Annotated in this window: 12 protein-coding genes; 1 reads left to right on the top strand and 11 read right to left on the bottom strand. The window is 43.4% G+C overall.

Translation table 11 applies throughout. The features are described 5' to 3' along the window. Nucleotides 1-101: 101 nt before the first annotated feature. From FQ083_RS03540 to FQ083_RS03565, 6 genes are all read right to left on the bottom strand, one after another. The gene (locus FQ083_RS03540) at nt 102-1856 is read right to left on the bottom strand and encodes an AMP-binding protein (RefSeq protein ID WP_149408860.1); all 1755 of its coding nucleotides are present in this window, start codon (nt 1854-1856) and stop codon (nt 102-104) included. Between the two features lie 341 nt (nt 1857-2197). Further along, nucleotides 2198-3433, bottom strand: a complete 1236-nt coding sequence (locus FQ083_RS03545; RefSeq protein ID WP_149408861.1) for an FAD-dependent oxidoreductase — start codon at nt 3431-3433, stop codon at nt 2198-2200. Between the two features lie 178 nt (nt 3434-3611). After that, nucleotides 3612-4331 (bottom strand): amino acid ABC transporter ATP-binding protein, encoded by a 720-nt coding sequence (locus tag FQ083_RS03550; RefSeq protein ID WP_041753349.1) that lies wholly within the window; start codon nt 4329-4331, stop codon nt 3612-3614. Between the two features lie 183 nt (nt 4332-4514). Next, nucleotides 4515-5183: an ABC transporter permease subunit gene (locus FQ083_RS03555; protein ID WP_011512706.1), complete on the bottom strand. Its 669-nt coding sequence runs from the start codon at nt 5181-5183 to the stop codon at nt 4515-4517. Beyond that, on the bottom strand, nt 5180-5926 hold the full coding sequence (locus FQ083_RS03560; RefSeq protein ID WP_011512705.1) for an amino acid ABC transporter permease: 747 nt from the start codon (nt 5924-5926) through the stop codon (nt 5180-5182). Before FQ083_RS03560 ends, FQ083_RS03555 begins: the two co-directional genes overlap by 4 nt. A 109-nt stretch (nt 5927-6035) precedes the next feature. Beyond that, complete coding sequence (locus FQ083_RS03565) at nt 6036-7028, bottom strand: glutamate/aspartate ABC transporter substrate-binding protein (protein WP_020442688.1); 993 nt, start codon at nt 7026-7028, stop codon at nt 6036-6038. 550 nt (nt 7029-7578) lie between these two features. On the opposite strand from FQ083_RS03565, the gene FQ083_RS03570 reads away from it, so the two are divergent. Then, nucleotides 7579-8559, top strand: coding sequence for an Hsp33 family molecular chaperone HslO (locus tag FQ083_RS03570; RefSeq protein ID WP_149408863.1), 981 nt, complete (start codon nt 7579-7581; stop codon nt 8557-8559). Between the two features lie 243 nt (nt 8560-8802). Here the strand turns inward: FQ083_RS03570 and FQ083_RS03575 are convergent, their stop codons facing one another. The 5 genes from FQ083_RS03575 to FQ083_RS03595 form a co-directional block, all read right to left on the bottom strand. After that, entirely contained in the window at nt 8803-10266 is a 1464-nt protein-coding gene (locus tag FQ083_RS03575) for an esterase/lipase family protein (RefSeq protein WP_149408864.1), read from the bottom strand. 230 nt (nt 10267-10496) lie between these two features. Next, nucleotides 10497-12698, bottom strand: coding sequence for a PhoX family protein (locus FQ083_RS03580; protein WP_149408865.1), 2202 nt, complete (start codon nt 12696-12698; stop codon nt 10497-10499). A 273-nt stretch (nt 12699-12971) separates the two neighbouring features. Further along, nucleotides 12972-13688 (bottom strand): fumarylacetoacetate hydrolase family protein, encoded by a 717-nt coding sequence (locus tag FQ083_RS03585; RefSeq protein ID WP_262880835.1) that lies wholly within the window; start codon nt 13686-13688, stop codon nt 12972-12974. Nucleotides 13689-13785: 97 nt separating this feature from the next. Continuing rightward, entirely contained in the window at nt 13786-14511 is a 726-nt protein-coding gene (locus tag FQ083_RS03590) for an ABC transporter permease (protein ID WP_149408866.1), read from the bottom strand. Nucleotides 14512-14524: 13 nt separating this feature from the next. After that, a complete protein-coding gene (locus FQ083_RS03595; protein ID WP_149408867.1) occupies nt 14525-15259 on the bottom strand; it encodes an ABC transporter permease in 735 nt (244 codons plus the stop codon). Nucleotides 15260-15586 lie beyond the last annotated feature (327 nt).

Here is a 15586-nt window from a genome sequence, read left to right on the forward strand (position 1 = left end):
CTTTAATGCGTAAATGCGAGTAGCTTTTTTATGCGAATTATTCTAACTACTGGTTATTTTAATATTTACTGAAAAATTTATTAGTAAAACGGCTCAATTTTTTATAATCCTAACTCTTCTTTCATCTGCTCAATAATTTTATATTTCTGAATTTTACCAGTGATGGTCATTGGGTATTCGGTCACAAAGCGATAATAGGCTGGCACTTTATAGTGAGCAATATGCTCACTACAGAATTGACGTACTTCTTCTTCCGTTAAGCTGCCCTCTTCCTTGGGAATAATCCAAGCCGCCAATACCTCGCCATATTTTTTATCAGGAACGCCGACAATTTGCACATCACGAATTTTAGGATGACGGTAGAGATAGTTTTCGATTTCGACAGGATAAATATTCTCACCACCGCGGATGACCATATCTTTACTACGACCGACGATTTTGACATAGCCATCTTCATCCATGGTCGCCAAATCACCGCTATGCATCCAGCCATCCTGAATGGCTTCACGGGTTTTAAAGCGACTGCCCCAATAGCCTTTCATCACTGAATAACCACGCGTCAGCAGCTCGCCAGTTTCACCTAGCGGTACAATCTCACCTGTTTCGGTATCGATGACTTTGACTTCAAGCGCAGGCTGCACCAGCCCCACGGTCGAGACTTGCTTATCAAGTGGCGTATGCTCATTGGTCTGACAAGATACTGGACTGGTTTCGGTCATGCCATAAGCAATGGTCACTTCCTTCATGTGCATCTCATCGATAACGCGGCGCATGACCTCAATCGGACAGCTAGAGCCTGCCATAATGCCAGTACGCAAGGTGGATAAATCGAAGTTTTTAAATTCAGGATGGTCAAGCTCAGCGATAAACATCGTCGGTACGCCATGCAGACCGGTACATTTCTCTTTTTCTACGGCTTTTAAGACCGATAACGGCTCAAACCCATCATTTGGATAAACGATACAACCGCCATGCGTGAGAATAGCTAAGTTACCAAGCACCATACCAAAGCAATGATATAAAGGTACTGGAATACACAGTTTATCTTCTTCAGTGAAATTCATAGCTTCACCGATAAAATAGCCGTTATTTAAGATATTACGGTGGCTTAAGGTTGCACCTTTCGGCGTGCCCGTCGTACCACTAGTAAACTGTACATTAATAGCATCGGTATTTTTAAGCTGCGCTTGACGCTCGGCGATACGCGGATCATTGGCATCCCCTTCAGCCATCCATGCAGAAAACTTCTGCATAAACCCAAACTCTTCATCACTGTCTGGCTCATCAATCCAAATGATGCGCTCAATCGTTGGTATCTCGACCAAATCCAGTTGAGTATAGTTTTTGTGGTAAATCTCAGGACACATCTCACGGATTAAACTAGCATAATCACTACTTTTAAAATGGCGCATGAGTACTAGTGCCGAGCAGCCCAATTTATTTAGCGCATATTGCAGCTCAAAGACACGATAAGCAGGATTGATATTGACTAAAATGATGCCAACCTTGGCAGTTGCTAATTGCATCAAAAGCCATTCAGCATTGTTGTGCGACCAGATACCGATACGGTCACCAATCTCAAGTCCCATTTCAATCATGCTGCTCGCTAACTGATTGACTTGCTGTTGCAGCTGTTGATATGTCCAGCGAATATTTTGATGGCAGACGACCAGCGCTTCGCGTTCAGGATATTTGGAGACAATGGCATCAAAGAAATCACCGATGGTCGCTTCAATCAGCGGCACATCAGGACCTTTATCATAGCTTTGGGTAAGTGGCGCATTTGCTGAGCGTGCACCCATATTGATGCTGGGGATATTATTTAGAATGGTATCGAAGTCAGAAACTTGAGTCATAACGAGTCCTTTCGTTTTACTTTTTATGGTGCTAATGAGTCGCCTGTCACCCATTCATTGTTCCTTGAACAGGTCTTGACGAGCGTTAGCTACTATACCGCCTTAAATCGAATGCTGTCAATAATAGTAATACAATATGTATCATTTAATTAGAATCCAATAGTAATGCTTTATTAAAGATAGCATAAAAATATGGCAGATATTTGACACAAAAAAGCCAGTCACGCTATGTATAGGTGGCTGGCTTTTTTTTAGCACTAAATTTTAGAGTATCCCCAACTTAAAAACATGATGCATGTTTAACAAACTAAAACCATAAACTACAGGCAATTTTCTAATTACTACACTGATACAATTGGCGGCGCCTTAATAGTAACAGTTGCGCTGACTTCATTATTATCATTGAGTAAATTCATAATAAGCTCGTCTTCAGTTTCAGTGGTTACTTGCCAGTTGCCGTTTGCTTGCGGTACGCCCGTTGCCATCACTGAGATGGCTTTATTCTTTAAACGAATCATCGGTGGCTTATGCTCATAACCGCTATGCTCTAAACCTAATATATCATCAGCAATCGTTGCTGCTTGCGCACGTAGTGGCGCTACATAACGGCAGGCAACACCATTGATAGACATACAATCACCAATCGCATAAATATTATTGGTATTGGTTCGTAGTGTTGGCGCATCTACCACGATACCAGTGCGATGGTTGAACTCAACTCCAGCTGCAGTTGGTAATTTACCATCAACGGTCAGACCCGTGCTGGCAATCACATGGTCGACGATTAATATCTCAGATGACTGAGCATCTGTATCTTCTCCATTAGGAGCAAATGGCTCATAGCTAACTTGCAGCTTGCCATCATCATTACGTATGACATCGGATACTTGATAACCGCCTAAAAAATTAATACCCTGCGATTGCACTGCTTTGGCAATACGAGCTGTCGCTTTTGGCGGTAGCATTTGCGATAGCGGCGCATCATTTAAATCAATTAAGGTCACCTCATGACCTGCCTTGAGCAAGTCCTCAGCAATCTCAGTGCCTACCATACCCGCACCGACAATCGCCACATGCTGACTACCAATAGCAAGCTTTTCTTGCAATTGCCCAAAACGCTCAATATGATTGACATGCCATACCAAATCTTGCGGCAAACTCTTAGGGAAAATAGGATGAGCACCCATCGCTAAGACCAGCTTGTCATAGCTGATGGTTGCATAATTGGTATAAACAGGATCTGAGCGCAGCGCTGAGATAAGCTGTACCGTTTGCGCAGCAGCATCAATATCCGTGACTTGTGTATTGGCAAGTAAGGTCACTTGTGCCGCTTCTGCCGCATCAGCGCCAGTCGCGCGTACCAAGTCTGATGCCTGCTTGTTTTGGCTGATTGCCATGGTAAGCATCGGCTTATGATAACGATCGCCATTGTCTGTGGTGATTAGAGTAATCGACACATCTTTGTCTTTGGCACGAATGGCATCAATCACGTGCCAGCCAGCCAAACCTGCACCAATGATGACAATACCTTTGGCGTCTGTTGCTGTAGTAATAGGAAATGTAGTTTCTGTGCTCATATTGACTCCATGATAGATGAGAGATTATATTGTTTTTATGATAGTGGCTGTTTATGATAGTGGCTGCCATTGTATCAGTAAACAGGTATTCACTCACGTAGGCGTTTATAAAGTCGCTTACAATAAAAAAAGCGCCTATTAATAGGCGCTCTAAATAAATCAACTCTAAATGACTGCCTTAATGATTGAGAATCTTTGATAAGAACATTTGCGCGCGGTCACTTTTCGCGCTTTCAAAAAACTCATCCTTGCTACAGTTTTCAACGATATGACCTTCATCCATAAAGATAATCCGATTGGCAACTTGACTGGCAAAGCCCATCTCATGGGTAACACACATCATCGTCATGCCCTCACGGGTTAGCTCAACCATGACATCAAGCACTTCTTGAATCATCTCAGGGTCAAGTGCTGAAGTTGGCTCATCAAAGAGCATCGCCACTGGATCCATTGCTAACGCACGTGCAATCGCGACACGCTGCTGCTGCCCACCGGACAGCTCAGCTGGATACTTTGCTGCTTGCGCCGTTAGTCCGACGCGGTCTAGATATGCCATGGCTTTTTGCTTGGCTTCCGCTTCTTTACGTCCCAATACTTTGATTTGCGCGACAGTCAAATTATCAACAATCGTCAGATGCGGGAACAGCTCAAAGTGCTGAAAGACCATACCGACACTACTACGTAATTTTGGCAAGTTGGTTTTTGGCGCGCCAACGGAGATACCGCTGACCATAATCTCGCCTTTTTGAAAAGGCTCTAGTCCATTAACCGTTTTTATTAAGGTCGACTTGCCGCTGCCCGATGGACCACAAACGACGACGACATCGCCTTTATGCACATGGGCACTACAGCCAGACAATACTTGAAAGTCACCATACCATTTGCTCACATCACTCATTTGGATGACGATTTCATCGCTTGCATGACCAGTGTTAGTGACCAGTCCGCCAAATTCATTTATATACGTGTCAGTATTATTCATTACTGGCTTATTCATCACTGGCTCCTAACCACATTATTTTCATCATTATTAAATATAGCTCTTAACGTACAGCTTCCGATATGAATTTATTAAAGATCATTAGAATCTTAAACGCTTTTGTACTTGTTGTACGCCAATAGAGGCACTCAAACTGATAATAAAATAAACAGCGCCTGCTCCTAATATATAGGGCGTTAATAAACCCATCAGCTCACCGCGTACATAAGCGGCGCGGAAAAAATCCGTCAAGCCAATTGCAAAAACCAATGTCGTATCTTGGAATAAAATAATACATTGCTGCAAAATCAGCGGTAGCATCTTGCGAAACGCCTGCGGCAAAATAATCAAGCGCATCGTTTGCCCATAGGTCATACCGAGCGCTTTGGCAGCGTTAACCTGTCCACTGCCGATAGATTGGATACCCGCACGTACCACCTCTGAAAAATATGCCGCTTCAAACATCATAAAGGCGACTACACACGAGGTAAAAGCTGTATCGAGTTGCAGATATTTACCAGCGACCCAAAAATAAATCATCGGTACGGCAAAATAAAACCAGAGAAGTACGAGCAGCAATGGCACAGAACGGAAATAATTGACGTATAGCTTTGCAGGTATCTCAAGTGCTTTGATACCAGACAAACGCATCAAAGCCAATACCGTCCCTAAGCTGAGACCGCCTAAGATTGCTAAAAATAATACTTTTAAAGTCGTCAGCATGCCACCCATCAAACCGGGATAGGCAGTTGCAAGTTCGGTCATATTCATTTTTGACTCCCTGCAATTAGCCCAGGCACACGCAATTTACGTTCAATTAGCCCCATAATGGCAATTAAAGACAGATTAAACACCAGATAAATAATGGTCGCATAGGTATAAATCTCAAGACTGTTTTGAGTATATTCACTGATGGTTTTGGTCTGACTGATCAGCTCCATTACCCCAACCAAAGACGCAACTGAGGCGTTTTTAAAGCAGTTGGTCAGCTCTGAGCTCAGTGGCGGTAAGATAATCCGAAACGCTTGTGGCAGCAGTACTTCTTTATAGGCTTGCGGGATACTAAAGCCAAGCGCGTAGGCAGCATTGATCTGCCCTTGAGGTAGTGACTCGATACCAGTACGTACTTGTTCAACAATACGAGCTGCGGTAAATAAACCAAGACCGATACTGGCTGACAGCATGGCTGAGGTATTGGGAGACAAGTCTTTATACCACCACTCTTGTATGGATGGGGTGAGCCAACCTGGAGCTATATAAAACCAGAAAAATAATTGTACCAATAAAGGGATATTGCGGAAAAACGTCACATAAGCAGTACCGATAGCACGTGCGCCTTTATTCGGCAAGGTACGCATGATGCCAAAAATAGTACCAACCACCATGGCGATTGCCCATGCAATACTGCCAATCAATAACAACCAGCCAAGACCAGTAATCATCCAATGGATATACAGCTCGCTACCGATACCGGTCTGCTCAAACAGCACACCCCAGTTCCAGCTATAATTCATAATTGTCTCTCCGAGCAACGGTTAAAAAGCCCACGCTTTCAGACTGCTATCAAACTATTTGACAAACAATCTGAACGCGTAAGCATGCTATGTTGAGGGACAAGAAGCGTTATTGCGCAGTCGCTACTTTTGGCTGATCGCTATCATGGGGATTGGCAATCAATGCTTTTAAGTTATCTGACATCTCAAACTTTAGATTGACATTTTTTGGTGGAATTGGATTTAAGAACCATTTGTCATAAATGCTATTGATCTCGCCTGACTTAAAGACATTGGCTAGTGCTTCATCGACCACGGCTTTAAACTCTGGATCGTCTTTACGCATCATACAACCATAGATCTCAAACGATTGTGGCTCACCGACAATGACCCATTCATCTGGATTTTTTGCTTTGGCTTTTTCGCCTGCTAGCAATACATCATCCATCATAAAGGCATCGGCACGACCGTTCTCTAGCATCAAGAAACCTTCGCCATGGTCTTTTGCTGAGATGACATTGATATCCATCTTTTTATCATCGTTGTATTCACGAATATAACGCTCTGAAGTTGTACCTGCAGTCGTGACTAAGGTTTTACCCTTTAAATCATCGAAACCTTGGATACCTGAATCTTTTTTGGTCAATAAACGCGTACCGATTTCAAAGAAGCCGTTAGAAAAAGCGACTTGTTTCTGACGCTCTTCATTGTTGGTTGTTGAACCACACTCAAAATCCACTGTACCATTTTGTACTAATGGGATGCGTGTTTGTGAGGTAATAAGGTTATAGCGGATTTTTAGATCTGGCATATTCAGCTTTTGTTTGACAGCTTCTACCACTTTCATCTCTAAATCATGAGCATAGCCGATCGGCTGATTTGGATCATCAGCGATGTATGAGAACGGAATAGAAGAGTCACGGTGACCGACGACGATGGTGCCTGATTCTTTGATTTTATCTAAGGTGCCGTTGGTATTTGCCGTCGCCTCGGTGGTTGCTCCATCTGCTGGCGTCGCCTCATTGCTGGTTTGGCTATTGTTGTTACAGCCTGCTAGAGCTAGTGCCATTAAGGCAACTAACGTTAATGGTTTGGATATAGAGGTAGAAAGAAAGTAAGTCATGAGATATGTCCTTTTATCACATTGCCACAAGATTGGAATGACATTTAAGTGCGATAGAAACCGTAGAAAAACGCTATAAATTTGCGTTTATGGGCCCTATTGCTATGCATCCGTGCTGTTGCTGTTGTTTATCACTATGCAACTTAATGTTACTGTACAACAAATTGACTGACGAGGGTAAACTTTTTTTACTCAGCTGACTATTTTCGGTTTTTAATTTATCTAAGATAATAATCCCTAAATAAAACAAGCTCTAACGTCATTAATATAGGTACGTATTTGATAAGGCTAATAGAGAAATTCATTTTTTATAAACATCATTTCTTACGTCAACAATCTACTATAGTCAGTCCTAAATAAAAGAAATAAAAAATTATAAGGTGCTACTGGTGTCAATTTTGCTTGCTGACTGTGCCTACGCAAAAAGAAGCTGCGAATATTAATCCCAGTGGCCCTGTACTCTTTTAAAAGTGTATCTACTATAGATACGATTGATAAATCCGAACCTATCCCCATAAAGCTAGCAACTTCTTAATCTTATAAATGACCTATGACCCAAGATACCCAAACTCCGAATGCCCCTGAACAAAATACTGATCTGATGCAAGATAACGACATTCGCCAACGCTTTTTTATTGAAGACTCTCCGGTGCGCGGTGATGTGGTGCGCCTATCGCGTAGCTATGCGACGACCATTGCGCAAAAGCCTTATCCTGAAGCACTAAAACGCTTACTCGGTGAGATGTTGACGGCTGCAAGTTTGTTGATTGGTACTGTTAAAATCAATGGTCGCTTGTCGATTCAATTGCAATCATCAGATAGCGATAGTTTGCTGAATTGGGCGATGGCTGAATGTGATCAAAACGGTATTATCCGCGCCCTTGCCAGCTGGAAAGGTGATACTGACGAGCACGTGCAAGCGTGGAATAATATGCTGCATGCTAAAGAAGCGTTTGCTGAACTGGGCGCTACTGGTCAAGGCGTATTATTTATTAATATCCAACCGGATGGCGGCGAGCCATATCAAGGTATTGTTGAACGTAGCCATGACAATTTGGCAGATTGCTTGGCGCATTATCAAAAGCAATCGGCACAGATTCCAACGCTGATTAATTTGGCATCTAACGGTTTACAAGCGGGTGGCATCTTGGTGCAAATGCTGCCGCGTACCGCTCAAGAAACCTACGAAGTTGAGCAAAATGAAGATGCTGGTATTGATGATGACTTGTGGACACGATTGTCTGTATTGACGCGTACACTGAAAGCAGAAGAATTGACCACGCTTGATACCAATGAGATTTTGTATCGCTTATATCATGAAGAAAAAGTCGTTGCTCCTGATCCTATCTCGTTATCGTTTGGTTGTACGTGTTCACGTGAAAAGTGTGAAATGGCAATCGAGCAAATCGGCGAAACAGAAGCATTGGATATCGTTGCAGAGCAAAACGGTACCTTTGAGATGGATTGCGGATTCTGCGGTGAGATTTATAAATTTAATAAAGACGATGTGGCAGCGATTTTTGCTGAGTAGTCTTTTATCTCATTGATTTAAGTATAGTCAATTCCAAATAAAACAGATACGTTATATTCCAACGCAGTACTGGTATAAATTTTTCTGGCGTGCTGTGCCTACGCCGACAGAGGCTACGTACAATTCATCTCAGTCCTACTGTCTCGTTTTAATACTGGATTCACTATAGTCAGTCATAAAAAAACCCTCAAGTATGATGCTTGAGGGTTTTTAGTATTAGCCTTTTATTTTGTATCTCTTATTCTAAACTTCATAGGTTTCTGGATAAGAATAAATACGCGGGTTCAGCGCATACTTTGCTTCATGTGCATCGCCTAATCTATTATCCAAGAGCCAAGCAATGATTTGCTGATGTACTCTATCGCTGTAGATTAAGTTCATATGGTTTATCCCATAAAAAATAGCTTTGTGTCCCTCTGGTACTGCCAGCGTATGCTCTTCGGTATGCTCACCCAGTGCTGACTCTACCGAAACCAGCCCATCGCCCAATAAACTTGTGGTCTTAAATTCAAAATGAGTCTCGACCATCACTGCTGCTACCAGATAGGTATTCACATGCAATGGCAAGTGAGTAGGATGACGAAAATCTGCTGGTAGCACACTACGCCCCTCTAACGCTTGCCAGTCGGCATCTCGAATACTGCCGTAACGCAGATCAATGATACCCGCACTGCGCATATCACCAAGCTTTGCCAATGACCCAGCAAAGGGCAATTTAGCGATTTTATCTTGGACAAAATGCCCAATCTGCTCCAAACTTGCGCCATGATGCGGCGACCCTAAAGTCACCAGATTGCTCACCCTTTTGACCCAGCTAAAACCTTGCTCTTTGCCATAAAACAGCGCGCTACGGCTTACCAAACCGCCCATACTATGACCGACCAAATCAATCTGGGTGATGTCTGGGTTATTCTCAACCAAATCTTGCAACACTTGAGCAAAGCTACGTCCATTACTTGAGATACGTCGACCTGTATTATAATTTAAGTACAAGACAGTCGCTGATGGCAAGCTATACATGAGCGCTTTTGCCAGATTATTCTCACCAGATACTTTCCAGCTTAAGTGGCTTAAACAAAGTCCATGGCATAGAATAATAACGCGCCCTGACAATACAGCGCTTTGCACCCGATTATTAGTATCATACAGCACCATCGATACTGCTAATGGATTTTGATGCGTAATCAGATGATCGCCCATCACTCCGTTTAGGATATTGACCATGCGCCGCAAGTTCTTTGGTAATAGTCTGACCTTTTTAGGTTTTAAAACAGTATTATAAAGGTGCAGACCTGAGGCTAAATTATTACCAATCAGCTGCATCGCCTGACGTACCGTACCATAAATGCGTCCCGTGATACCCTGTTGCCAGCGCTCGACATTTCCTTTATTAAACCGCCCTAAAGGACGCAGTAATATCTCACGGTGGATGGCTTCTACAATGTCAGTCACCTCGACCACACCCATAGTCGCAAGCTGTGCCAATCCTTCAAAAAAACCAACCAATGAGAGCGGTTGATACGGTTGAACATCACTATGATTCACGCTTTTTTCAGTCAGCTCATCCACATAGATATAGTCAAGCTTATCAAGTTCCTCATAGACATCGCCTTGAAATCCCATATCGATAGCAGATTGCTCATCAGAAGGACGCCGAGTCGTTGCAAATAAATCATGGATAGTTTCTAAAGGTTTTGGACTGAGCATAATGTTGACATATCAAACAGTTAAAGGAATTTTCCATACTATCCTGTAATGGTCATAAACAGAAGAGAATGATTTAACTATCAAGTATCTTTATTGTCAAAAAGCCATGTAATTATTCAATATCAAAAATTGCACACTAGTAACTAACGCCTAAAACATAAAAATCCCAAAGCCATGCTTAGGGATTTTTATGTTTGTTAAGACGTATCATTACTAATGCAAATGTCTAACTAGACAAACGACTCTGCCAGTATGACATCACCATCTTCGCGAGTAATCATGACGGTGGCTGAGCGTGGCGTACTACCTCCAGCAATAGCGCCCCACGTATTACCCGGATGCTGAATATTAATAAATAAGGTTTTAAAGTCTGGGGCCATCGTAATACCTGTGACTTCACAGCCCTCCGGACCGACGAAGAAACGTTTGATATTGTCATTATTGGCAGGCATGCCGACTCGGGTTTGTTGCCCCGCTGACGTAGTAGTGAGGGTTCCATCACTGACATTGCCCGGTAGCGCAGCTAGCAACATACAGCTGCTGGTATCGGTATAAGCACCGTCATCTGTTTGAATCCATAGGACGCCACGTGGATCAAAGTATAAGCCGTCGGGGGAAGAAAAGTCATTATTGTCATTTAATTGTGATAAGTTTTCTGCTGATAAATCACTCGGCGCAGCAAATAAATAAATATCCCATTCAAAACTGGTTGCCGCATGATCGCCCCCTTCTTCTGCCCAGCGAATAATATGACCATTGTCATTACCACGCGCTTTGCCGCCAGTATTATAGCTGCGCGGATTGGGCGCTGAAAGTGGCTGATCATCACGTACGCCGCGATATTTATTATTGGTCAATGTCACATATACATCGCCCGTTATGGGACTGACCGACACCCACTCTGGTCGATCCATTTTGGTGGCACCGACCACATCTGCTGCTGCACGAGCAAAGACCAACACCTCATCTTGTCCATAAAAAGGCAAGACCGTATTAGAGACATCCAGTCCATTTTGACCGTGAATCAACGCTTTCCATTCACCCCGGCCATTTTCATTAAAGAGGGCAACATAGAGCGTACCCTCATTCAAATACTTATCACCTGCTTTTAATCCACCGCCGATATCAGCATTTGACCATGTGGCTTTGGAGACGAACTTATAGATATATTCGCCCCGAGCATCGTCACCCATATAAAAGACCACCGGTTTGCCTTGTTCAACAGGGGCATAGGCACAATTTTCATGAGCAAAACGCCCTAGTGCCGTGCGCTTTTGCGGTATGGAATTCTGATCAAAAGGATCAATTTCGGTGATATAGCCAAAGGTATTAAAGCCATTTCTATAATCGTCAGCAGCGCTAGCACTAGCGGCGGTCATATCCCAGCGTGAAAACTCATCGCTTATCTTGGCATCTTTAGCATCAGGGGTATGCCATAAATATTCCCAACCAGGGAAGTTTTCCGTTGCCCCGTAGCGTTCGCGACCATAGTTATGCCCAGCGCTTAATTGGCTAGCATCTTGCCCACGGGCAAATACCCCTAAAAAGTTCTCTTCGGTGGTCAGATAAGTGCCCCAAGGTGATAAACCTGCACCGCAGTTATTATTGATACCGCGAGTCTGAAAGCCTGTCGGATCAAACTTAGTTTTGACCAAATCAGAGCCAGCAACGGGTCCTGTCAACTGCGCCGTACTACTACTCGTGAGACGGCGATTATATTTCGAATCAGCCACCATCTCATAGCCCATACCATCAGCGCGGCGTTTCATCTCGACCACCGCCACCCCATGACAATTAACCTCACGGCGCACGTCGCTAGCAAGTCGACGATTTTGAAAGATGGGCGCGGCGTTGTTATCTTGGATAACATGATAGCCAAACGGACTAAGCTCACTACTGTTTACGTATTCATGATTCATTACCAGCAGCCCATTCTCTGACGCTTTGGGGTCATAGGTACTGCCCTTTTTGCCAAAAAACCACATGCCATCATGATTATCACCCATGCGCCACTCGAATGACTCAGCCGACTGCTCTCGATTGTCTTTCCAGTCATCAATACCAGATATTAGCGGCGTACCAAGTGGTAATATCATCTCGGCTTTATAGCCTGCTGCCACGCTCATCGTTTCGGCAGTCGAATGCGCCACTGCGGTAAACTTCAAAGTTTCGGGACGTTTGAGATCACCTTGTGCAGGGACAGCAGCATCATTGCCATTATTTTTGGCAGGAATACTATCATCGTCATCGCTACAGCCGACTAAAGGTAGCGCGCCAAAAAACGCCGCCGCTGTTAATCCTGTGCCACCTTTTAGGATACTACGCCGATTTAAACGACGGCTAATAATGGTTTGAAAATCGATATTGTTGGTCGGATTAGAATCTTCAACAACTTCATGGGCAAGTGGTTGTTTGTTATTCAATAATGTCATTATCAGTCACCTTGCTGTTAGGCTTGATTGGCATGAGAGAGTTGATTGCAGTCTTGTAATTGCAATCACCAAAATACGAATTATGCCTAAGTCTACTGAGTGTTTATGACAGTACGTTGAAAACCAAATGCCAATTTGATAGTAATGTGACGATAACTTCATGACAAATAGCTATTACCCCTGATAAACCAAAAAAATCCCAAATGTGAGCTTGGGATTTTTTGATAGCGCCAATGCATTTAAAAACTTATATGATACTACTGCGATAAGAAATTATCGAACTTGCACCTGCCATTCATGAGTGCCAAGCTTGAATGTTAGCGTATCATCTGCTTGCAATATACCAACGCCGCTCGGCGTACCAGTCATAATCACATCGCCTGCTTGTAAGCTAAAGGCATGGCTAATCTCTGCTAGTAGCTCATACACTGGAAATAGCATTAAGGCACTATCACCATCTTGCTTCAGCTCGTCATTAATATAAAGCTGATATTCAACATGACTAAAATCACCAAATACTTGCGGATCAATCCAATCGGCAAGCACACAAGCACCATCGAAACATTTAGCACGCTCCCATGGATGACCTTTTTCTTTGAGCTTGCTTTGCAAGTCACGTAGGGTCAAATCAAGCCCCAAAGTCACGCCACCTATCGCTTGCTTTGCTTGTTCAACCGTTGCTGCCGATAAGTCGGCTGCCAGCTGAATGCATAGCTCTGCTTCGTAATGAGTGTCGCCATATAGCGCTGGATTTGGACGGACAATATTATTATGCACGCTGACCACTGATGATGCTGGCTTCATGAATAAGATAGGCGATTTTGGTATCTCATTGCCAAGCTCACGCGCGTGTTCTGCATAGTTACGGCCAACGCAAATGACCTTGCCGATGGACGCTCGTACGCTATCATTAATGGTGGCAATGCTCTCGTCATCCTTGACGCTGGCAGCAATTGTATCGACTAAGGATATAGATGGTGATTGGCTCATACTAGGCGCTCACAACAAATGATTGATATTTTAAAAAGCGAAACATACTGCACTATTTATCACAACGTTAATGATAAGTTTTATTCATGACAAATCATTAGCCGACGGTATGAGTAGTCACATCTGGTGGTACATAACTTGCGTGACGATTCATGCGCTTTTCAAACATTCTAAAGCTAAACAGAATCACCCACGATAACAACAGATAAACGATACCGGCGGCAAAGAACAATTCCATCAAGGTATAGGTCCGCGCACTAATAGTACGGGCAACGCCTGTGATATCCATCAAAGCAATCGTTGACGCCAATGCACTGCCCTTTAGCATAAAGATTACTTCGTTGCTGTATGCCGGAATCACAATACCAAAGGCACGCGGTAACGTAATACGGGTCAGTTTCTGCCATTTTGACATCCCGATTGCATCGGCAGCTTCAAGCTCACCGACCGGAATATTTTGAATAGCACCGCGGATAATCTCGGCTAAATACGCACTGGTATTTAGGGTAAAGGCAATGATAGCACACCAGTAAGCTTGGCTAAGAACTGGCTCCCACAAGAACGAATTACGTACCGCTTCGAACTGCCCAAGACCATAGTAAATCAAAAATATCTGTACCAGTAGCGGTGTGCCACGGAAAAAGAAGATATACAGAAAAGGGAGTATCTGTACCACCCAATTTTTGGACAGACGTAACAGCGCCAAAACCAAACCAAAAAATAAGCCAATAATACCCGAGAACAAAACCAACTGTACGGTCAATACCGCGCCACTGAGTAAGTCTGGGATATGATCAAAAATAACCTGCCAATTCCAATCCATAGTGTCTTCCCCTTTATCCTATGGTCGGTTGACGGTGAGTGGTTTGACGGCTGAGCTTTTTAGCATAACGCGCCGCCGGATTGGCACGCCATTCAAGCCACATCATAAAGCCAGTAATCAGCATGGTCAAACCTAAATAAATTATTGCCGCTGCCATATAAAAGGTAAATGGCTGCTGTGTTGATTGCGCGGCGCGCGAGGACTGATACATGATATCTTTGAGACCTACGACCGACACCAGTGCCGTATCTTTAAGTAAAACCAAAAATAGATTACCCAAACCTGGCAATGCAATCTGCCATACTTGCGGTAAGGTTATGCGATAAAAAGTCTGAAAAGGACGCATACCAATCGCTTGCGCCGCTTCTCGCTGTCCTATAGGAATCTCTTGAATCGACATACGGAAGATTTCAGTCGCATAAGCACCAAAAGCAATAGAAAGTGCCATCACGCCGCCCCAAAAAGCGCTAATCTCGACATAGTCGTTATAGCCGAACTTTTTGAGGATGCTCATTAGCAGTATAGAGCCGCCATAGTAGATAAACAGTACCAATAGCAGCTCAGGAATACCGCGCATCGTGGCGGTATAGACAGTCGCAATTTTGCGCAGCAGCCAGATATTAGATAGCTTTGCTGTGGCACCGAGCAAACCTAAGAACATGCCGATGATCAGACTGGTCATGGCAAGCTGTATGGTGACGGTAGCGCCGCTCAATAAAAGCGCGCCAAATCCTTGTAAGTCAAACACGATTATCCACTCAGTCTCTTTATATTAGCAAATTGCAAAATATGAGTTAAAAAAATCAGCATCAATAGCTGAATACAGTTAATAAACGTACTTTAGACCCAATAAATATGAGTCATTTGCGTCATAGACTGACGCTAGATTAATACGGTTATTGCCGCGATAATTGACACAGTAGAAATGAGCGCTGATTTTATCATATTCATTCGCCGCTATGTTAATACTGACGTGTAAAAGCATCGCCTAAATAGATATCTCTCTCTTTAAAAGGCCGATAATTTGGTTAAATAACAGCAAATCTGTGGGTTAATAATGCCTACAATAATAGCG

Origin of the sequence: Psychrobacter sp. ANT_H59, from assembly GCF_008369225.1 — a bacterium.
Classification (GTDB): domain Bacteria; phylum Pseudomonadota; class Gammaproteobacteria; order Pseudomonadales; family Moraxellaceae; genus Psychrobacter; species Psychrobacter cryohalolentis.